Genomic DNA, 19,829 nt, shown 5'->3' with positions numbered 1-19,829 from the left:
AAGCCTAACGCTGGAGTCGTTCCAAAACAGTAAAAAAATCTGGAAACGACACCCGCACGCAAGCGGCGTCATCAATCGTCGTAGGGCCCTCGGCTGTCAGCGCCGCAACGGCAAACGCCATAGCGATGCGATGGTCGCCAGCGGTTTCGATGGCCGCGCCACGAAAGCGTTGTCCACCCGGAATGGTCAACCCATCTGGATGCTCTTCCACTTCAACGCCCATAGCACGTAGGTTATGAACCATGAGCGCAAGCCGGTCGCTTTCCTTGACACGTAGCTCGCCGGCATCGGCAACAGATAGCCCGGCAAAGCGTGCGCCGAGCACCGCTAGGATGGGGATTTCGTCAATTGCATTTGCCGTCAAAGCGCCTTCGAGCCGAAGCGGCCGCGTCGGACGGGCCATCGTTGCATCCACCCAGAGGTCACCAACCGGCTCGCCGCCTTCCAGGCGTGCATTGGCAACCACAATCTCAGTACCAGACTGCTGAAGTGCCGTCAGCATCCCTGTGCGCGTCGGGTTCAGCCCAACGCCTTCTATCGTCAGGGCGGACGGTTCTACCATCAGCCCGGCAGCAAGCAAGAACGCTGCAGATGAAAAGTCACCTGGGGCGCGTAAACGACCTGGACTCTGTAATCGGTAGCCACCTGACACTGTGCGTGTTGTCTCGGTAACCACCACCGGAACACCAAACGCACCCAGCAACCGCTCAGTATGATCGCGGGTAGGGATCGCCTCGATGACGGTTGTTTCACCTTCGGCAAACAACCCGGCGAGCAGCAAACAGGACTTCACTTGCGCGCTGGCGACCGAGGCCGCCTGCGTGATGCCGCGTAACGGTCCGCCGCGAATGACGAGCGGCGCAAGGTTGTCATCCACCGCCGAAATCGTTGCCCCCATGCGCCGGAGCGGCTCGATGATGCGACGCATGGGACGGCGGCGCAGGGAGGCGTCACCCGTTATCTGCGTTTCAAATGGCTGACCGGCCAAAATACCCGCCAGTAACCGGATGGTTGTTCCTGAATTGGCGGCATCGAGCGTGGTTGGGCTATGGCGCAATCCCTGTTTTCCAGCGCCACCAACCCTGACTCCACCGGGGATTGCCTGGATGCGCACGCCCAACTGTCTGAGACAGCTCAGGGTAGCCACACAATCAGCACTTTCCGAATAGCCCTCGATGACCGTTTCTCCCTCCGCGATGGCGGACAGCATCGCCATTCGGTGGGAAATGGACTTATCTCCAGGGACACGGACCTGTCCGCGCAAGCGACGAACCGGGTCGAGACGCCAGGCCATGCCAGCCTCCGGTATCATGCTCACCGTGATAGCAGGCTTCCCACGTAGTTAAGCAACTCGTTGGCGCTTTCAGACGTGTAACCGTGCTTTTTCACCAGCCGATCAATGACTTCGTTGATCCGCCGCAACTGGTCAGCATCTGGCGACTTCGTTGAGGTCGTGATTTTGACGATATCTTTCAGATCGGCAAAGATTTTTTTCTCGATTGCCTCTTTCAAACGCTCGTGGGAAGTGTACTCAAACCGCTTGCCCTTCCGAGCATAGGTTGAAATGCGAATCAGGATTTCCTGCCGGAACATGTTTTTCGCATTTTCTGAAATCCCGATTTGCTCCTCAATCGAGCGCATCAGCCGCTCATCTGGTTCCATTTCTTCTTCGGTAATGGCGTCTTTGAGCTTTTCTTTGTTGCAGTAGGCTTCGACGTTGTCCAGGTAATTATCACAAATGCTTTTCGCCATTTCTTCAAATGAGTAGACAAAAGCCCGCTGCACTTCCGTTTTGGCGATTTCGTCGTACTCCTTGCGAACCAAGGTGATGAGATTCAAGTACCGCTCGCGTTCTTCAGAAGTGATGCCGGTGTGTTGCTCGAAGCCATCGCGGATGGTGCGCAGTGCGTCAATCGGCGTGATGTATTTCTTTGACTCTTGCACCAGGGCGTTGGACAAGCGGTTGATGATGTAACGAGGCGAAATCCCAAACATTCCCTCGCGCACGGTCTCAGCTTTGAGCTCCTTGACATCCTTGCTCTTGAAGCCATCGACGTCTTCGCCGTCGTAGAGCTTCATTTTTTTGACTAGGTCCACGTTGGCCCGTTTGGGGGCTTCAAGGCGCGTCAACACGGCGAACATGGCGGCCACGCGCAGGGTGTAGGGCGCAATGTGCACGCCCTGCAAGCTGCTCTGTGAAAGTAGTTTCTTGTAAATTCGCTCTTCTTCTGAGACTTTGAGGTTGTAGGGAACCTTGATCATGATGATCCGGTCCTGCAGTGCCTCATTTTTCTTGTTGCCGACAAAAGACTGGTATTCATTTTCGTTGGTGTGCGAAATGATCACCTCATCGGCATAGATCATGGCATAGCGCCCAGTCTTGATGGCTTGTTCCTGGGACAGCGTGAGTAGTGAATACAGAAACTTCTCATCGCATTTGAGGATTTCAATAAACTCCATCATGCCGCGGTTGGCAACATTCAACTCACCGTCGAAGCGATAGGCCCGCGGATCGCTTTCCACGCCGACTTCACCAATGGTTGACAAGTCAATCGAACCGGTCAGCTCCGATACATCCTGCGACTTTGGATCGCTTGGCGCGAACGTGCCAATCCCCACGCGGTCTTTTTCCGAAAAGACAATGCGCTCGACGATGACATCCTCGTGTCGCCCTTTGTAGGTGTGTTCGAGGTCATAGCGGGCCTGAGGGCTAAGCTCTCCTTCGATATAAATGCCGTAGTGCCGTTGGATTTCCGGCCGAAGGTCCTGTGGAATCAGGTGCATCGGATCGCCATGCATCGGATCGCCCTTGATGGCATAGACCGCGCCGGCCTCGGTGCGCGTCCATTTTTCAAGCCCGCGCTTGAGGAGCGTGACAATGGTTGACTTGCCGCCGCCGACCGGACCCATCAGCAGCAGAATTCGCTTGCGTACTTCCAGACGCTGGGCAGCCGACTTAAAATACTCGACGAGTTGCTCGATGGCTTCGTCAATGCCAAAGAGTTCCTCGCTGAAAAAGTTATAGCGTGTTAGTTCGTCCCGCGTACCTTCGTTGATAACGGTTGTGCCAGCCGCAAGAATCATGTCGCAGATACGAGCATGCGCCAACTGCGTTAGCTTAGGACGCTTGACCGCCATCTCGAAGTATTCGCGGAAGGTGCCTTCCCAGTGCAGCGAGGCGCGGTCGCGGCGATGTGCTTCAAGCAGTTGACTAATATCGGGCTTTGAAGTTTCGGTGTCAGACATGGTAGCGGCTCCCGTCATAGACGATGAGATGCAAACTCAGGCGCAAGCAAGGTGCGCGCGCACCTGCGTCGGGGACGCAAGTAGCATAGATAAAAAGTATGGGCGTATTCGGCGTCAGCGTCAATTGCGTCGCGTACTTGTCAGGGATGTATTTAGTCGTTGAGGGCTTACGTTGAAACTGACACTTTACCTTGAAACTTCAGTCATCGGGGCGTACCTCGATAATGACGACCCATTTCGTCGTGACCTCACCCTTCGGTGGTGGGAATATGACCGATGGGAATACCAGGCCTTTGTCTCGCCCCTTGTCGAGCACGAACTAGCGCGGATGGCGGAGCCGCACCGCTCGGCCTACCTGAATCTGATTCAGCCCCTGCCCCAAGTTCCCATTCGGGACGAAGCCACTATGCTCGCCACCGGCTATGTCGGCTGTGGCATCTTCCAGCGACGCTTTCTCGCGGATGCCTTTCATGTCGCTCTCGCCTCAGTCCATAATATAGACTTCTTTGTGACTTGGAACTTTGGGCACATTGCCAGCATTCACCGGCAAGCGCGGGTTCGGCGCTTCAATCTAACCAGCGGTTTCCCCTGTCCGATTATCGTGACGCCTGAATTTCTCGTTACGACTGGTATCTAAAGCCCGACAGGAGCAAGCGTTACAGCGGCAGCGTGCCAAGTGAGGCCTGGGTAGGCAAGATACACATGAAACAAGTCCTCTTAGTCGAAGACGACAGCGCCATTGTTCAGATTGTGTCTAAGTGGCTTAGCCGCCATCGCGAAGAACTCAACGTCGTTACGGCCGAGCACGGACGCGCCGCGCTGGAGATTCTCGCGCAACACCCCGTGGACATCGTGGTGACTGACCTCCAAATGCCAGTTATGGATGGCTTCGAGCTAATTGCGCACTTGCTCAGCGAGCAAATCCAGTTGCCAATCATTGTCATGACGGCGATGGCTGTCAGCGATGCCGAAACCCGGCTGAGCAACATCGGTGCCTTTCCGGTGCTCCGCAAGCCGCTCAGCATTACCACGCTCTACAACACGATCTGCAATGAGCTTGATGCCCGCCGGCAGGGCGTCATCCAGGGGCTTACGCTGGCGTCGTTTCTCCAGCTTCTCGAAGTTGAGCGCAAAAGCTGCGTCTTGCGCGTCACCAAGTCTGGGCGCGTCGGCTATCTTTACTTTGAAGATGGCGCACTGATTCACGCGGAGACCGGTGAGGTGGGCGGGGAGGCAGCGGCCTTTGACATTCTGCTCTGGGAAGGGGTTCAGCTTCAGATGACCGCGCTGCCGGCCGTTCCGCCGCCGCGAACCCTTCATGATCGGCTCATGGGGCTTCTCATGGAGGCCTTCCGCCGGCGCGATGAAGCCGAAGAAACACGCCGCCGCGCCACCCACCACCCACCATCCGACCAACCCAGACCAACTGAAGCGAGGAGGGCAGACGCCGCACTTCATCTGGCAGCCGTTGATGCCGACTGGCCACCCCACAGTACAACCTTTGCGCCAGTTGAGCAGCACCCTGCACGGCCCACAGCATCCGACCAGCTCACGGAAGAAGCCATCAAGACGGCCGAGTCGGTGCTTCAGATGGCTGACCGGCTTGTGCCGTCCACGGATGAAGAATCAAAGATTTACGCGGTCAACCCCGAACTCCGGCGGCGGATCGAAAACAATGAACTCCCCCAGCAAACGGCCAAACTCCTCCGTCTGTTTGACGGGCGACTCACGTTGGGAGAAATTCTTTCCATAGCGCCGGAGCAGTCCACCGCGATCACCTTCCTCGTCAACGGACTGAAAGTTACCGGGCTGCTACGTGAAGTTGAGCCTGGCGCGCCGAGCCAACCAACCGCAACCGCCCTGGCAACAGAGGACCTTCCACCGCTCTCCCCATCTCCAGACTGGATACCACCCACAGCCCCCTATCTATCACCCAGTGACGCCCTGTTGCTGACCCAGGCGCTGGCCCTACGGTCGGGCTATCCAGTTCCTCCGGTGGCCTATGTCTGTACGGCCGGCTTGCCTGCCGCCTATGCCCCGGTCCTGGCAGCTACTCTGAGGCGCATCCGCGAGGTCCAACAACAACATCTCTCCAGCGAGGTGCTTGACGTACCTGCCTCCGAAACCAATGCACTTGGATGGGCTGAACTTGAATGGGTGCCGCTTCGTCCTGACCTACGGCTTGTCCTGCTGGCTCCGCCGCCTGAGACCGAAAGCGCTCACCAGTCAACCGGCCCGAAACCACCGACCTGGATTGGTAGTATCCTCTTTACCAGCAACCATGACCGGCAAGCCGCCGCGCGCAGCCAAGCAAGTCTGAAAAAGTACCGTGACTTGCTTGGAAAATCAGTTATCCTATGTGTTCTCAACAGCCCGTTCACCTCGCCGGGGCTGGGAGCGCTGGCCGAACAGCTTTCGCTCCCGGCAGAACAGGTTGGAACTTGGGATATTCAGTCGCCAGAAGCAGTGACCAGCCTATTACGGCTAGTCATTCAACACAGCCTACAGGTGTAACATGTCACTCAGCGATATTTCTACGCCGCCGCCCTCAACCGATGAACGCCTCTCTACAGAGAGCTTGCCAGCGTTGACCCGCCTTCTCTACAGGTGGGGCGTGCGCATTATCAACCGCACGCTTGCGCGCTTCCCCCTGCTCCAGCACGGCATCGAGCGGCTAGAAGAGGCTGAGACAACCATTCGCCGGCTCCGCCGTGAGCGCGATGAAGCCCTGGGCTACTTGCGTGAGCGCAACCAGGAGTTGGCGCACTATGACACAGCCGCGCGCAACCTGTTCTCGGCAATCGGTGAAACAACACGTGAAATTGAAGACATCCGGCAGGCGATGGCGGCGCATCACTCACATGTTGCCGAGCATATTCACCAGCTCGAAACCCATATCCTTCGCCTCCAGCAAAGCCTCCGCGAAGCGGCCTGGGATATGCAGGACGTCCAGTCCGACCTGGATAGCCTGGAAAATGCCGTGCGTAGTCACCATCGCCAGCTCAATCGGCGGGTTGAAGTGACGGACCTGGCGTTACTGAGTATGATTGACGCCTCACGTGAAGTGGAATCAGAACTTGACGCCCTGTCTGAGCAAGTCCTGCGCCAGAACAAGGCATTTTCGCGGGTGTATGGCGAAGTGGGAACGGAAAATGAACGCCTGTCACAAGAACTCAACACCATCGTAGCTGAAGTGGCGCAGGCCAATGAGGTGACAACGGCGCATATTCGGTCGCTCGAAGCGGAATTAGCGGCCTTACGCGGGAGCTAAATCCTTTATGGCAGTCATCGCTCACGCCCCCACGGCACGTTTCACCAGCGCCGCCTAGGTATCACCTCATTACTTCGGTTCATTTTGCAACGCGGTCTTTTGCCATCAACACATTATGGAAACCAAGCCCTACACGATTCGCCGCATTCTTCAGGAAACGCCAGACGTGCGTTCGTTTATCCTTGAGTTTGGTGACCATCCCTTCAGCTTCACACCAGGGCAGTTTACGGTTGTCCACCTCAACGCCGAATGCCAAGCGCCGCTCACCATCAGCTCCTCGCCCCACGACCAGAAATACTTCCAATTCACAGTCAAGCGGACGGGCAACTTTGGCACGCAGTTTTACGACCAGGCACAAATTGGTGACACAGTTTCTATTGGTGAGCCAATGGGACAACTCAAACTCCAGACCGACACCCTGGATCCGGTCTGTTTTCTGGGTTCAGACTACTGTATTCCCGCCGCGCGTAGCTTTTTTTACTATATCCTCATCCGTCAGCCGCAGCGGAAGATGACACTCTTTCACGAGGTAACGAGCTTAGACCAAGTCCTCTACGACAATGAGTTCAAGCACTTCGAACAAAACAGCCCACTGACCCGTGTGGTGCTGCTCAATCAGCCCAACCGACCGGCCGGTTGGGCTGGCGGACTGGGGCGCATCACGCCGGTCATGCTACGGAGTCTTTACCTTGAGAACCCAAAGACAAAATTTTACGCAGCCGGCGAGTTCGCTGAAGTAAAGTTCTACCAACAACTTCTTCAAGCGGCTGAAATTCCAAAGCAAAGCACGTTCGTTGAGCGCTGGAGCTAGCACGATGAAGTCCCTGACCTTACAGCCAATCAACAAGACGATTTCAGTCAAGACCGACACCAAGGTACTGGACACCCTGCTCGCCTCACAGTGCGAAGTCGCCATGGCCTGCGGAGGCATGGGGCTATGTGCGACCTGCCACGTTTTTGTTATCCGGGGTGAAGAAGCGCTCACACCACGCACGGAGCGCGAAATCCGTACGCTCGGCACGATCACTGGGGCGACGGCCCGTTCCCGCCTCTCTTGCCAAGCCCGTGTGATCGGTGACGGCGTTGTTGTTGAACTACCCGAGGGGATGTACCTTCAAGATATCGAGGACTTGCGCGTTCTGGTCGGGAAACGCGCTGAGATTCCGATCATGCATCCGCGCGACGGGCGTGTCCTTATCGAGCGAGGAAAAATCATTACGAAGTCAAGAATTCTGGAGCTTGAAGGCGAAGATTTTGATATGACCAAGCTAGCAGCGTCGGCCTCCTGAAACCGTACCTTTGCCTAGCCGTTTGGAGCGCAGCTAGGTACGCCTTGGCTCGTCTGTCTAGCAGTGAACACTTGAAACCAACCCCCAGCCGTATTGGGTTTTGCGAAACCCTTGAGCAACTCTAGCCTCACTTGAGGAGTAACAATCCATGGCAATCAACGTAGCCGATGGTGGCATCAAGAACTACCACAACTATTTCGTCCCTGAAGAATTTCTCGCGCGTGACGCGCGAACGCGCACGATTCGGCTCCGCGATGGGCAGCGCGGGGTTTACGCCTCGGAAGACTTCATTGCCAGCCTGCACACCGGGCTGAATGACGAAGTTGGCGATGCCTCAAACCTCGTTATGTACAAATGCGGTTACGAATGGGGTGTGAGCGACATGAAGCGCTTTGCCGAGAAAATGCGTCACGAGTTCGGCGGCGGGAAGCTCGACATCTGGCAAATGAATCGCAAGTTTGTGCTCGAATCCTGGTGGTGGCCGCTGACCATCGAAGGCTGGGGAGCCTGGGCGATTGACTTTAGTTTTGAAAAACAAGGCATGGTGTTCGTCACTATCAAGAACTCCGCCGTGGCCAAAGCCATGGAGCAGGTTGGCAAGCCCGTTTGCTATATGTACGCCGGGATGTTTGCGGGTGTTTTCAGCGTGTTTGACCGTGAAGAACGTGGCGGCATCGAGGTTCAGTGCTATTCGATGGGCAACGACTGCTGCAAGTTCATCGTCGGCTCCCAGAAGAAAGTCAACGCGGCTGAGTTCTGGCGGCGGGAAGGCGCGACCGCCCAGGAAATCATGACCAAGTTGGTTGACTGACCTACCCCGGTATAACCCGACTACAACCTACCCCACGACAGATTACACGTACGGACCTGACAGCTATGGCAACCTTTAGTCTCTCGCTCCCGCAAGCTTTGCTCGATGAGCAGGAAGCCCTGCTGGCGCGCATTGCGCGCTGCCGTGAAAAACTCAACTTGGCGATGCAACGCGCGCGGGTCGCCCTGAGCTTGGAGGACACGGCCGAAGCCTTCTTCACGGAACAAGTTCCCTGGGGGCAACGGGGTGGCGCTCCACTTCGTTCAGCGATTGTTCGCCCATCCACAACCCGGCTCACGGCCGCCAGCCGAACGACGGGTGGACTTCCGCCGTTGCCAATGGCCACGCCGCCGGTCACGCAGCCGACTCCCCAACCGGCCGCTGTGGCCGCCGTCGCGACGGCCACGGCGGTCGCTGTGGCCGAGGAAGTTAGCGCCGCGGAGTTCTTCACAGCCATTCCCTGGAATCCGGGTGGGAGCGCCGTCAAGCGCTCCCCTTGGTCAAGCTCTGGGACAAGTGATTTTTTACGCGCAGCGACTGAAAGCGCCATCCGGGCATCAAACCCCAAAAACTAGTCTTGTCAGTTGATGATTCCTAATTTCCCTGGTTTTTCCGCCACGCCGCTCCCACGCCTCTGAGGGTGCCGGGCGCGCGGCGGAAGTTCCGCCGACTGGAGGTAGCTTAGCTCTCATGACATCACCGGCCACCGTACTTTCACCTCACCGTCACCCTGACTTGGCCAGCATCTTCCGTCAAGCTGAGGGCAAGTACTTTACTGACGCTGAGTTTGCCAAGTTAGAAAGCATCTATCCAAATCTGTCGCCGCAGATTGCGGCTGCCAAGGACGTGCGCGCAAAGGAAACCGGCATCGTCGGACGCAGCGTCAAGGAAATCTACACGATGTATCCCTACGAGCAGCACCACGACCATGCCACGGCCAAGTGTGTTCGTGACGCGCGCTATGTGCTCGCCTATGCGACACTCGCCATGTTGATTGACGACACGCGCTGGTTCGAGGATAAGCTACTGATTTGGATGAAAACCATCCTTCAGGCTTTTGATTTTCCAGAACATGGTCAGACCGAAGCCATGCGTGAGGCATTTGCCAAGATTGACCCCACGCTGGCCGCGAAACTCAAGCCATTCAAGGGTAAGGTCAAATCCATCTATCACATGTACTATGTTGTCAAGCGCGAGTGTCAGCAGGAACTTGACGCCGCCAGTTTTCGGCTGATGGCGCCCTACCTTGACCTCGCCATGAATGTACTTTCAGAGGAGTATGGCGCATGATGCAGGCTACCACGGATTTACTGGAAGGACTGGAAAGCTTTTTTGATGAAGCCCGGCTGGGCTTCGACCTCCGCGAAGGCGTGTTGTGGAATCCCGCCAAAACGCGGTTGTGCCTTCTTTCAACCGACTTCTTGACGGGCGTTTACACCGCCGTCAAGGATGAAGCAGGTCCGGCGTGGCCCGTTATCTTCAAGACCTGTGGCCGCATCTGGGGTGAGCGCATCATGCGCCGCTTGGAGCGTGAGGCACAGACCGTGGGCAACCTACAGCTCAGGGAAATGCCTGTCTCCATGTTTTTGCGGTTTTTCAGGGAGTACTTTGTTTATCATGGCTGGGGATTGATGACCATTGACGTTGCCCAAGCCCGTGAAACAGGGATCGTCACCGTCACGCTGGAAGATTCAATCTTTGCCGAAGTCATCCGGGATGAAGAAGATTTTTCAGACCCGATGATTGCTGGCATCCTGGCTGGCATGATGAGTCATATGAGCGGTCAGGACCTTGATTGTGTTCAGACGGCCTGCATCTCACGGGGCGCTGAAGCCAGTCAGTTTGTGGTCACTGGCGCGGCGCGCCTCCGGGGCATTGATGAGAAAATCAAAGGCGGGCTGACCCACGAGCAAGTTGTAGCAAGCGTCTAGCCGGCGCTTGCTCCATGCGGTTGTCAGCCGCATCTCAATCCTGTGGCCTTTTCCGCATGAACCTTACCGATTGGCCTACGGTTTCAGCAGGCATTGCCTATGGTATATGAAGTTCTCAAGGTCATTGGTAGTGGAGCGCACGCCATCGTTCACCTAGCGCGGGATTCGACGACTGGCGATCTCTATGCGGTCAAGGAATTCCTGGGCGGCGGCAAGGCCGCCCATCTCTTTTTCCGTGAACTCTCGTCACTCATTGCGCTTCAGCATCCAAATATCGTTCGTTGCTTTGACGTGATTTATGGCCAAGGCAACCAGCGCAATAAACTTGTGCTTGAGTATGCCGCTGGCGGGAGTTTACGGGATGTCCTGAATGAGCGGGGGAAGCTGCCCGTCCCAGAAGCCCTACACGTCCTACGCGACGTAACGCTCGGGTTGGATTACGCGCACCGCCAACAAATCCTCCACCGCGATCTCAAGCCCGAAAACATCCTTGTCTTTCCCGATGCGTCAACTGGCACCGTGACATATAAAGTGGCTGACCTTGGCATTGCCAACCACCTGGCAAATGTTTTTGATCAGCAAAAACCCAACGGCTCACCGGCCTACATGGCCCCTGAGCAGTTTTATGACTTTTCAACCTATGCCAGCGACCTCTATTCGCTCGGCATTATTTTCTATGAAATCCTCACGGGCGACCGGCCGTTTCATGGCTTGCCAGAGGAGTTGTTTGCCAAGCACGCCAAGCAGCCCCCGGATTTACGTCCAATCCCAGAGCAGGTCCGGCCGCTCGTGTCCGCCCTGCTCTGCAAGTCGCCGAGAGAGCGGGTCAAATCAGCTCAAGACCTCTGGCAGGCGCTGGACGCGCAGCTCACACCATCAACCCCCACGAGCTTACCAGCCACGTCACTAGTAAGCCCCCAGGTGGACACGCCAAACCTTGAACAGGCGCAACGCCTCGAACCCTGGTTCACGGTTGAGCTGGCGGGGAGCCAGCGGCTCTTTGTTCTGAACCCGGCGCAGCGGCCAACAGTCTATATTGCTGATGACCGCACAACCGGATTTCTTGAGCTTGAGCGGCGGCGCTTCGTTCCCTATTTCCTGCCGGAGCGGATCACGGCTGCCGCCACGCCAAGCCTTGCCGCCACAACCAGCTACTTTGCAACGAACCAGAGTCTCTATGCCATGCGCGCTGGCGCGGTCACGCCACAGCGACTGTTCCAGGTTCGCTTTCCAGTCAAGAGTCTGGCGGTTACGCCCTCTGAAACGCTGCTCATCCTAGCCAGCCATACCCAGGCGGCCGGCTACTCGCTGGAAGGGCGGCAACTTTGGGAAATTGCGCTGTGCAACTACTTGCAGCCCCCCCACATCGTGGCCCTGAGTGACGATGACATCTTGGTCAATTCCGGTCCAATCCGTCCGACGATCACTTGTCTGGATGCTCAGGGCAGCGTCAAATATCAGGCAAGCCTGCCATCGCCAGCACTGACGGTTATGCGCTCACAGGTCGGCGGTGATTTTCACACAATCCTTTTCGGAGACGGCAATCAGCAAGCCATGCGGCTCGTTACCTTTGCCAAAAACCAAGCATTGGCGGAAATGGACTTGGGCGAGCCAATCTACGCGGTGAACAACCACGGACAGTTTGTGACCTTCTTTCACTCATCTGGAAAGATTTCGCTTGTTTCGGACGGATTACCAATTGCTGAATATCAACCAGCCGGTATGATACTTGACGATGCCTGGGTACCGGTGGCACGCGCCTACCTGACCATCGAACGACAACCACCACGCACGCTTATCCAGGTTTTCCACCTCACTGAAATCCCTTCGCCGTCGCCTTAGACTCTGCTCCTATGTATCGCAAACCACGCTTCCTAGAAAAACTTCACGCCGTCCGAGAAGAATTGGCCGAAGTCTGTGGCTATGATGCAGAGCGATTGGCAACCATGCTACGGTGTCAAGGCTCGTCAGAGGTGCCACCGTCCGACGAGCCATCTTCCGATTCCGTGCCCGTTTGGGTTCAGTCATCCCAGTCGAGCTGATGAACTTGCTCCGAAGTCAGTTTTTTGTTTCTCCGTGGTTATGGCTTGGCCTGCTCGCCTGGGTAGGAAGCGTCTCGCTGACCGCATCCGCGCAACGGCCAGCCGCCCGGACTGCCTCGCGCAGCGCACCAGCCATCACGCCGTTTCCAAACATCGCGGATGTCGTGGCGCGCGCCAATGGTGGCGTGGTCAACATACAGTCCGTCGCGGAAGATGGCGGGACTTCGATTGGCAGTGGGTTTTGCCTCGACGCTAAGGGTGAGATTGTCACCAACTTTCACGTCATCCGGGACGCCCTCAAAATTGGAGGCCCAATTTTGACCGTCACGCAGGATGGACGAACCCTACCGGCCAGCGTCCGGGGATATGACGAGGCAACTGATCTGGCGCTGCTCGAAGTTGATTTAGGGCAGAAACCGCTTCCGACGCTTCCACTGGGAAACAGTGATGCCGTACGGGTTGGGGACTGGGTCATTGCCATTGGAAGCCCATTTGAACTCGACCATACGGTGACGGTTGGCATTATCAGTGGCAAGGGACGCAGTGGGCTAGATGGCGCTTATGATGATTTTCTGCAAACGGATGCCGCCATCAACTTCGGCAACTCAGGCGGACCGTTGGTGGCGCTCACCGGTGAAGTGATCGGCATCAACACCTTGGTTCTCGCGCGTGGACAAGGTCTAGGCTTCGCGATCCCAGTCAACATTCTCAAGGATGTCCTCCCTGACCTGCGGACGCTCGGACGGGTCCGGCGGAGTTCAATTGGGGTTGAGGCCGTGGATATTTCAGCCTTTGACCGGCGTGGATTAGGCATTACCGGTTCAGCCCGCGGCGTTCGGGTCGTCAAGGTCGAACGGGGGTTGCCCGGCGACCAGGCCGGCATTCGGCGGGACGATGTCATCTTGGCCGTTGACAACACGCCGGTTACGTCAAGTGGTCACTTCAACCGGATTGTGGCTCGCAGCCGTCTGGGCACATCGCTCCAGATTCGAATTCGTCGTGAGGACAAGGAATACACCGTCACCGCCACACCAATTGAAAAGAAATAGTCACTGCCGACCAATGTAAGTCCAATCCTGATCCGCGAGGAGTGTTACCTCGATGACCCCGCAAAATCCCTACCAACAACCACCCTACCCGCCGTCCAACCCTTACCAATCCGTGCCACCCGGCGGCGGGAACCAACCTGGTCCGCTCGGATTACAGCCCAATGTCGCCAGCATGCTGGCCTACGCGCCTTGTTGTGTCGGCCTTATCATGTCCATTGTCTTCGTCATCACGGAAAAAACCAATCGCTTCGTCAAGTTTCATTCCTGGCAAGGTCTGTTTTTTCATCTGTCTCTGCTTGCTATTGGAATTTTGAACTCGCTTTTCGGAACGCTCCTGGGCCAGATTAGCGGGTTACTTTCGCTCGCTTCATATCTACTGGGTCTCGTGATTGCTCTTGCCGGGCTTGGGCTATCCATTTTTTTGATGCTCAAAGCCTACGGGAACGAAACCCTCAAGCTCCCATTGATCGGTGACGCGGCCGAAAAGCAATCATAAGCGACCTTGGGCGGGTGGATGCAGACTGCGGTTGACGATTTTCACCAACTCATCACGGATGACCCACGTGGCGCGAGCGCTGACGCCAACCAACTCGACGCGGCGCTTGTTGCCCGTGGGATTTTGTTTGCCGGCAAAGCGATGCCGGTTCACCTGCGGCCATACCTCGTCTCCCAATCTCAACGACGACAGCTTGAGTCGGCTGCGGCAAGTGTTCTTCGGGCAGCGCTCCTGGCCGAGAAAGGTTTATTTGGGGGCAACCACGAACAACTTTACGAGGCTCTCCACATTCAGGACCGGGAGCGAAAGCTTCTCCGGGTGAATCCTGGCTACGAGGATGCCGTGGTGTGGACACGCCTGGATGCCTTCCCCACGCCAGATGGCGTGCTTTTCCTGGAATTCAACCACGACGCGCCGGCTGGCATCGGCTATGCGGCCGCCATGACGGAAATCTACCTTGGCTTATCTATCCTACGGCGCTTTGCCGAACGCTATCAGCTTGAACCAGATGAACCGCGCCCAGCCTTGCTGGCGGCTTTGCTTAGAGCCTACCGGGACTTTGGCGGAAAGACTCATCCCACGATTGGTATTGTGGACTGGACGGATGTTCGCACCTCTGCCGACCAGATTATCCTGCGGGACTACTTCATCGCTCAGGGCTACCCGTCCGTCATTGCCGACCCACGGGAGGTTGAGTTGCGGCAGGGGCAACTCTACGCTGGAGATACGCGGTTGGATATTGTGTACCGGCGCGTCGTGACCAGTGAACTCTTGACCAAGCTAGACGAAACGCGAGCGTTCACCACCGCCTACGAAACCAGAGCTGCCTGCTTCATCAACTCATTTCGTTGCCGGGTCAGTGAAAACAAAGCGTTTTTTGCATTTCTGACGGATCCGGCACACATCGCCTTTCTCCCAGAGGAAGCGCAGCAATGTCTCCTCAACCACCTTCCTTGGACACGCATCGTTACCGAACAGCATACACTTTTACCCACCGGGGAGCGGGTGGACCTCTGTGACTATGTTGTGCGCCACCGGACGGAGTTCGTGCTCAAGCCAGCCGATGCCTACGGCGGCACGAATGTCTATGTCGGCAGCGAAACGGATGACACGGTTTGGGCACAGGCCCTCCGGCAGGCGGTCACGGATGATGCTTTGTGGGTCGTGCAACAGCGCGTTCCCACCCCGGTCGAGCTGTTTCCAGTACGCCAGGCAGATGGGGGATTTGACTTTCACCCCATGAAATACAACGTCAACCCGTTTTACCTCGGGGGCCAGATTGCCGGCGCCGTTGTGCGCACCTCGCAAAGCGCCGTCATCAATGTGAGCGCTGGCGGCGGTAGTATTCCAACCTTCACGGTCACACCACGCGCCTAGGCCGAGCAACGATTGGCTGGTTTTTCTCACCACCTATTTGCGCTTTCTAACAATAATGGCAATACTGCGACCACAAGGCGAATACCCTTTGGAGCGAGCAATGGCGGTTCAGGAATTCCGCATTCTGGAAGTCTCCGATCCGGTGACGATTGCCAACATCCAGCGACTTCGCGCGGAAAGCTGGGCGACCACGGGCCTGCCGGCTACGCTGTTCCCAAGTGGCAAGTGGTGCGACCCTGGGGAGGAGCGCCCACCATTTCGGCATTGGGCGGTGTTTCGGGGGGAGGATTTGGTTGCTGCCGGGCGGCTCTCGCTTCACCACGCACTGGCGGAGGCCCCTGGCGGGCATCTCTTCGCCCAACTGCCTTGTGAAATCATTCCGCCAATTGCTTCGCTCAACCGCCTGGTTGTTCACCCTTCTGCGCGCCGTCAAGGACTAAGCCAGAAGCTCGACGAACTGCGCCTTGCCGCCGCGCGCGCCACTGGGGCGCGGACAGTGCTGGCTTATTGGTCGCGCATAACCGGTATGGCGCGCTATCGCAGCCTTGAAAACCTTGGTTTCGTGCGCGTCAGCGAATTTGACTTCTGTCATGAACCACCGACCGGCTTGGTCACGGCGATGATACTTCTCTGGCCGCACAATATCCGCCAAGACGGCGCTCACCACGCCGTGGACGAACACTCTTGATAGACGGACAGGGGGATGGCCAGTCTCGCCTGACGATGCCCTAGACCCCTTGGTTATCTAACCAAGCGGTCAAGTCTTCAAGTCGGGTGAAACTAAGCAAGTCGTCAGCCAACTGCTCCAGCAAAGGGGTTGGGAGCGCCTGAATACGCGCAGACTCAGCGTCAACCGCCGTCCCTAGCTGCCGTCGCAAAACGCGCAACGCAAATTTGGCCTCGCCAACCTGCTCTCCCAGCTCGCGTCCTTCTTTGCGTCCTTGTGCAAGCCCCTGTTCCAGTCCTTGTTCCAGTCCTTGTTCCAGTCCTTGTTCCAGTCCTTGTTGTAACCCCTTCCGCAGTCCCTCTTCCATCCAACTCGTCACGATCTGCATCACAACCTCCTGTGCCGTCGTCTCAAGCTGCGCCAACGCCGCGGTAAACGCTACCTCTTCGGTATCGTTCAACCGTAAATACGTGTCCACAAAACCAGAAATCAACTGCGTCCGCGCCGGGTCGAGTTTCAAGGTTGCCAACATTCGCAGGCATTCAACTTTGACTCGCACCCGCTCCTCATCCGCCATCCCCATCTTGGCCATCAAGGCGCTGGCCACCGGGTTTGGCCGATTCACAAAGTCGCGCCAGTTTAAGCGATTCAACTGGACGACCTGAAACGTATACCGCAACGGAGTCCATTCCCTAACCCGAAACTCAAACGTATCGCCTTCGGGGTTACGTGGGGTATCATAGGACAACACGGCTATCGGATAGATAGGTAGCCGGTGCTTCTCATAGAGTCGCGCGCCATAGAGAAACATCCGCTCGGCAAAGTCGGCTCGGCGCGTTGCTTGGGTTTCAACGTGAACCAGAAAGTAAGCGTCCTGGTCATGCAGGCGGCACTTGACGACCAGATCGGCTGCGCGCCGTTCGCCCTGGGTGACATCAGTGAAAAGTTCCTTGTCAAGAAAGAGCAAGGAAGTCTTGTCCACGAAGGCCGCGATATCCGGGGCGAAAAGCTCAAGAAAATCCATGAATAATACGGTGAGGAGTTCCTTGAACAGGCGGTCGTGATCAATGGCTTGCGTCATTGGCTTTTTTGTTCCATCTCTCACATGGTTGTGACAATCGCCCGCTAAACCAAGCCGTGCCTTCTGAGGCCAATGCAAACCAATGCTACCGAACCAACCACTGACATTGCGGATCCCCCGCTTGGGATGCCCGAATACCTCTACCTTTGCACGGGGTCGGATAGCCCTTGCGCGTGGCGTCGGAGCGCGGCAATGGCCCGCCGCCCCTCATCACCCAAGTCGCGTGTAAACGCATTGACGTAGAGCGCGATGTGCTGTGCCTGAACATCTGCCGCCATCTCCTGGGCATGAGCCGCGATGTAGGGTTGGACGGCGGTTGGGTGGGCGTCGGCATAAGCCAGACTCTCCCGAAGGGCCTGGCTGATCTGCTCGCGCTGGGTTGCGTCTAGCGTCCGCCTGACAGCAATCCCCCCCAGGGGCAGTGGCAGCCCCGTTGACTGTTCCCACCACATCCCCAAGTCCAGAATGCGCGTCAACCCAAAGGTCGGATAAACAAAGCGGCTTTCATGAATGATCACACCCGCGTCATAATCTCCGTTCACAACCGCCGGCATAATGCGCTCAAACGGCAGTTCCGCGGCGACCGGGGCATCGTTTGTGAAAAGGCGAATCAGCAAGTGGGCCGTTGTCAACCGACCTGGGGTAACGATTCGCTTGTTCCGTAAGGTGTCCGCTGAAAACGATTCGCGGGCCACGACCAGCGGGCCACAGTTACGCCCAAGTGCCGCGCCGACCTCAAGCAAATCATAGTGGGCCGTGACCTCTGGGGTAAGCAGCGCCGCGAAAGAAAGCTTGGTGACATCCAATGTCCCAGCTTGTGCCCACTCGTTGAGCGTCTGCACATCCGCCAGCCGAATGTCGAATGTCATGCCTGGAGGCCGCACCAGTCCAAGCGCCAACGCGCCAAAAATATAGGTGTCATTTGGGCAGGGTGAGTAGCCAAGCGTCAGGGTGGTCATGGCGTTACGTTAGCATCCCTGCGGATGCGCTGGAAAACCCGCAGGTCGCCGCCACCCGGGGCCGGCAGGGTGGCAACTTGGTGGTAGTGTTGGTCGAGCCATCCACCTTCGCGGAGCGCCGGCAGAATATCCCACGTCGGACTGGCCACGTACCACTCTGGCAGGAGTGTCCGAAGGGGCCAGGTCAAGTCGCGTCGCGCAAAGTGCGGCAGAACCTCCGGCGTCGTCAGACCACATAAATCCACGATGCGCTGCTCACTATAAAACCCCAAGTAACCAACCTCGTGGAAGGCGACGCGGTCAGTTGGGTGGGCGTGCGCGTGAAACCACGCGGCCAAGGCGCGGTACGATGATGCCCGCCAGTCGCCGTGGTAGGTTGTCACGGCCTTTGCCGCCGGCCACATCGCACAGGCTAATCCACAGACCGTTACGGCCCTCCCTATCAGATGGAGCTGCCCGTTGCGCCACACGGCCAGTCTTTCAACCACGGCAACCAGCCCCAGAGCGAAGAACAAGTGCAGTGACAGGAAGACCGGGGTTTGGTACCACCAGTAACCGGCCACGCCCAGCGCGGCATACCCTCCCACATAGCCAATCAGCCACAGCAAAAACACCAGCCATCGGCGGCGCGACCAAATGGCGGCGCTGATGCCAACGGCAACCAGAGCCCACCAAACGCTTAGGAGTGGATGCCCCAGGGCCGGGCCGCCCCAGTTCCGCCACCACTTGGTTGCCAATTCATGGGTAAAGGTCGGCCAGCCCAGGGCCACCTGGATTCGCTTGGCGGATAGCGTCGCAGGAAGCACATGTCCAAACGTCCCGTAGGCATAGACTGCCCACAAACCAACCACAATCCCAAAGCCAACGACGGGGCGCAGCAGGCTGGACGCAAGGGTTGTCACAACCTGTCGCCAGGCAGGTTTGGGCGCACCTCCAGATGCGTCGGCTTCACCCAGGGGTGTGACCAGCCACTGCGCCCCGGCCGACAATCCAATCACCCCCAATGCCAGGACCCCCTCACCGCGCGTCAGAAACAGCAAACCGGCGGCAACCCCCGACGCCACGCCATATCCCGCTAGGTGCAGCGAGAAGGTCAACACCAGCAGAGCATGAAACAGAAAGACTTCCGAACCGAGCACGCCCATGGGGCCCGACCACCCACCAAAGAGCACCGCCAGCGCCACCAGCAACGCCGACTCATCTGACAAGCCCCAGGCCCGGCGGAATCCATAGAAGCTCCACCCGGCGGCAATCCAGGCCAGCACCGTCACCCAGACGGCCACCGCCTCGACGGATACGCCACGCAGGAGTGCCCCCAACGCCGCCACAACCAGCGCCAGCAACGGTGTTGTCGTTCCAAACGTCGCTGGTGGGTGGTTGAAAACAAAACCGCGCCCAGCAGCTAGATTTTTGGCATAGGTCAACGTGATGTAGGCGTCGTCGTTGAGGTTGAAACCCTGCCCTACCCCACACCACACCGGAAACAAACTGGCTAGCGCCAAGACAAACCAGTTTAGTTTTGACCAGCGCAAGCTGTCGGCGGAAAAGGCAAGACAGGGCGTCACCGGTGGCTGCTCGGCTGAAGGCGTGACATGAAGCACCCCCAAAAG

Annotated in this window: 19 protein-coding genes; 14 read left to right on the top strand and 5 right to left on the bottom strand. The window is 57.4% G+C overall.

All coding sequences use genetic code 11. From position 1 onward, the window contains the following. Nucleotides 1-4: 4 nt before the first annotated feature. Entirely contained in the window at nt 5-1,294 is a 1,290-nt protein-coding gene (aroA, locus tag J8C06_RS04515) for a 3-phosphoshikimate 1-carboxyvinyltransferase (RefSeq protein ID WP_211429592.1), read from the bottom strand. A 20-nt stretch (nt 1,295-1,314) separates the two neighbouring features. Then, nucleotides 1,315-3,246, bottom strand: coding sequence for a PrkA family serine protein kinase (locus tag J8C06_RS04510; RefSeq protein ID WP_211429591.1), 1,932 nt, complete (start codon nt 3,244-3,246; stop codon nt 1,315-1,317). Between the two features lie 172 nt (nt 3,247-3,418). On the opposite strand from J8C06_RS04510, the gene J8C06_RS04505 reads away from it, so the two are divergent. From J8C06_RS04505 to J8C06_RS04440, 14 genes are all read left to right on the top strand, one after another. Then, the gene (locus J8C06_RS04505) at nt 3,419-3,883 is read left to right on the top strand and encodes a PIN domain-containing protein (protein WP_211429590.1); all 465 of its coding nucleotides are present in this window, start codon (nt 3,419-3,421) and stop codon (nt 3,881-3,883) included. A gap of 65 nt (nt 3,884-3,948) precedes the next feature. Further along, on the top strand, nt 3,949-5,760 hold the full coding sequence (locus J8C06_RS04500) for a response regulator (protein WP_211429589.1): 1,812 nt from the start codon (nt 3,949-3,951) through the stop codon (nt 5,758-5,760). 1 nt (nt 5,761) lies between these two features. Then, a complete protein-coding gene (locus J8C06_RS04495) occupies nt 5,762-6,517 on the top strand; it encodes a hypothetical protein (RefSeq protein WP_211429588.1) in 756 nt (251 codons plus the stop codon). Between the two features lie 115 nt (nt 6,518-6,632). Further along, complete coding sequence (locus J8C06_RS04490) at nt 6,633-7,328, top strand: ferredoxin--NADP reductase (protein WP_211429587.1); 696 nt, start codon at nt 6,633-6,635, stop codon at nt 7,326-7,328. Between the two features lie 4 nt (nt 7,329-7,332). Next, complete coding sequence (locus J8C06_RS04485; protein WP_211429586.1) at nt 7,333-7,806, top strand: 2Fe-2S iron-sulfur cluster-binding protein; 474 nt, start codon at nt 7,333-7,335, stop codon at nt 7,804-7,806. A 148-nt stretch (nt 7,807-7,954) separates the two neighbouring features. Then, nucleotides 7,955-8,617 carry a V4R domain-containing protein gene (locus J8C06_RS04480; protein ID WP_211429585.1) on the top strand — a complete coding sequence of 221 codons (663 nt, stop codon included), beginning with the start codon at nt 7,955-7,957 and terminating at the stop codon, nt 8,615-8,617. A gap of 65 nt (nt 8,618-8,682) precedes the next feature. After that, nucleotides 8,683-9,192, top strand: coding sequence for a hypothetical protein (locus tag J8C06_RS04475; protein WP_211429584.1), 510 nt, complete (start codon nt 8,683-8,685; stop codon nt 9,190-9,192). Nucleotides 9,193-9,307: 115 nt separating this feature from the next. After that, on the top strand, nt 9,308-9,907 hold the full coding sequence (locus J8C06_RS04470) for a globin family protein (RefSeq protein WP_211429583.1): 600 nt from the start codon (nt 9,308-9,310) through the stop codon (nt 9,905-9,907). Continuing rightward, a complete protein-coding gene (locus tag J8C06_RS04465) occupies nt 9,904-10,548 on the top strand; it encodes a hypothetical protein (protein WP_211429582.1) in 645 nt (214 codons plus the stop codon). Before J8C06_RS04470 ends, J8C06_RS04465 begins: the two co-directional genes overlap by 4 nt. Before the next feature lie 99 nt (nt 10,549-10,647). After that, nucleotides 10,648-12,390, top strand: a complete 1,743-nt coding sequence (locus J8C06_RS04460; RefSeq protein ID WP_211429581.1) for a serine/threonine protein kinase — start codon at nt 10,648-10,650, stop codon at nt 12,388-12,390. Between the two features lie 199 nt (nt 12,391-12,589). Then, complete coding sequence (locus J8C06_RS04455) at nt 12,590-13,639, top strand: S1C family serine protease (RefSeq protein WP_211429580.1); 1,050 nt, start codon at nt 12,590-12,592, stop codon at nt 13,637-13,639. Nucleotides 13,640-13,691: 52 nt separating this feature from the next. Then, nucleotides 13,692-14,135 (top strand): DUF4870 domain-containing protein, encoded by a 444-nt coding sequence (locus tag J8C06_RS04450; RefSeq protein ID WP_211429579.1) that lies wholly within the window; start codon nt 13,692-13,694, stop codon nt 14,133-14,135. 18 nt (nt 14,136-14,153) lie between these two features. After that, on the top strand, nt 14,154-15,512 hold the full coding sequence (locus tag J8C06_RS04445) for a circularly permuted type 2 ATP-grasp protein (RefSeq protein WP_211429578.1): 1,359 nt from the start codon (nt 14,154-14,156) through the stop codon (nt 15,510-15,512). A gap of 100 nt (nt 15,513-15,612) precedes the next feature. Further along, entirely contained in the window at nt 15,613-16,200 is a 588-nt protein-coding gene (locus tag J8C06_RS04440; RefSeq protein WP_211429577.1) for a GNAT family N-acetyltransferase, read from the top strand. 40 nt (nt 16,201-16,240) lie between these two features. On the opposite strand, the gene J8C06_RS04435 is transcribed toward J8C06_RS04440, so the two are convergent. From J8C06_RS04435 to J8C06_RS04425, 3 genes are all read right to left on the bottom strand, one after another. Continuing rightward, nucleotides 16,241-17,260, bottom strand: coding sequence for a DUF4351 domain-containing protein (locus tag J8C06_RS04435; protein ID WP_211429576.1), 1,020 nt, complete (start codon nt 17,258-17,260; stop codon nt 16,241-16,243). A gap of 140 nt (nt 17,261-17,400) precedes the next feature. After that, nucleotides 17,401-18,219, bottom strand: a complete 819-nt coding sequence (locus J8C06_RS04430; protein WP_211429575.1) for a 1,4-dihydroxy-6-naphthoate synthase — start codon at nt 18,217-18,219, stop codon at nt 17,401-17,403. After that, complete coding sequence (locus tag J8C06_RS04425; RefSeq protein WP_211429574.1) at nt 18,216-19,826, bottom strand: hypothetical protein; 1,611 nt, start codon at nt 19,824-19,826, stop codon at nt 18,216-18,218. The genes J8C06_RS04430 and J8C06_RS04425 overlap by 4 nt, the downstream gene beginning before the upstream one ends. Between the last annotated feature and the right edge of the window lie 3 nt (nt 19,827-19,829).

It is taken from the genome of Chloracidobacterium validum (genome assembly GCF_018304825.1).
In the GTDB taxonomy this organism is placed as follows: domain Bacteria; phylum Acidobacteriota; class Blastocatellia; order Chloracidobacteriales; family Chloracidobacteriaceae; genus Chloracidobacterium; species Chloracidobacterium validum.
This window is presented reverse-complemented; position numbering and strand designations above follow the sequence as displayed.

Bases quoted from the DNA above. Each gene is read 5' to 3' on its own strand.
- aroA (WP_211429592.1), bottom strand. From the start codon at position 1,294: ATGGCCTGGCGTCTCGACCCGGTTCGTCGCTTGCGCGGACAGGTCCGT.
- J8C06_RS04510 (WP_211429591.1), bottom strand. From the start codon at position 3,246: ATGTCTGACACCGAAACTTCAAAGCCCGATATTAGTCAACTGCTTGAA.
- J8C06_RS04500 (WP_211429589.1), top strand. From the start codon at position 3,949: ATGAAACAAGTCCTCTTAGTCGAAGACGACAGCGCCATTGTTCAGATT.
- J8C06_RS04495 (WP_211429588.1), top strand. From the start codon at position 5,762: ATGTCACTCAGCGATATTTCTACGCCGCCGCCCTCAACCGATGAACGC.
- J8C06_RS04490 (WP_211429587.1), top strand. From the start codon at position 6,633: ATGGAAACCAAGCCCTACACGATTCGCCGCATTCTTCAGGAAACGCCA.
- J8C06_RS04485 (WP_211429586.1), top strand. From the start codon at position 7,333: ATGAAGTCCCTGACCTTACAGCCAATCAACAAGACGATTTCAGTCAAG.
- J8C06_RS04480 (WP_211429585.1), top strand. From the start codon at position 7,955: ATGGCAATCAACGTAGCCGATGGTGGCATCAAGAACTACCACAACTAT.
- J8C06_RS04475 (WP_211429584.1), top strand. From the start codon at position 8,683: ATGGCAACCTTTAGTCTCTCGCTCCCGCAAGCTTTGCTCGATGAGCAG.
- J8C06_RS04470 (WP_211429583.1), top strand. From the start codon at position 9,308: ATGACATCACCGGCCACCGTACTTTCACCTCACCGTCACCCTGACTTG.
- J8C06_RS04465 (WP_211429582.1), top strand. From the start codon at position 9,904: ATGATGCAGGCTACCACGGATTTACTGGAAGGACTGGAAAGCTTTTTT.
- J8C06_RS04460 (WP_211429581.1), top strand. From the start codon at position 10,648: ATGGTATATGAAGTTCTCAAGGTCATTGGTAGTGGAGCGCACGCCATC.
- J8C06_RS04455 (WP_211429580.1), top strand. From the start codon at position 12,590: ATGAACTTGCTCCGAAGTCAGTTTTTTGTTTCTCCGTGGTTATGGCTT.
- J8C06_RS04450 (WP_211429579.1), top strand. From the start codon at position 13,692: ATGACCCCGCAAAATCCCTACCAACAACCACCCTACCCGCCGTCCAAC.
- J8C06_RS04445 (WP_211429578.1), top strand. From the start codon at position 14,154: ATGCAGACTGCGGTTGACGATTTTCACCAACTCATCACGGATGACCCA.
- J8C06_RS04440 (WP_211429577.1), top strand. From the start codon at position 15,613: ATGGCGGTTCAGGAATTCCGCATTCTGGAAGTCTCCGATCCGGTGACG.
- J8C06_RS04435 (WP_211429576.1), bottom strand. From the start codon at position 17,260: ATGACGCAAGCCATTGATCACGACCGCCTGTTCAAGGAACTCCTCACC.
- J8C06_RS04430 (WP_211429575.1), bottom strand. From the start codon at position 18,219: ATGACCACCCTGACGCTTGGCTACTCACCCTGCCCAAATGACACCTAT.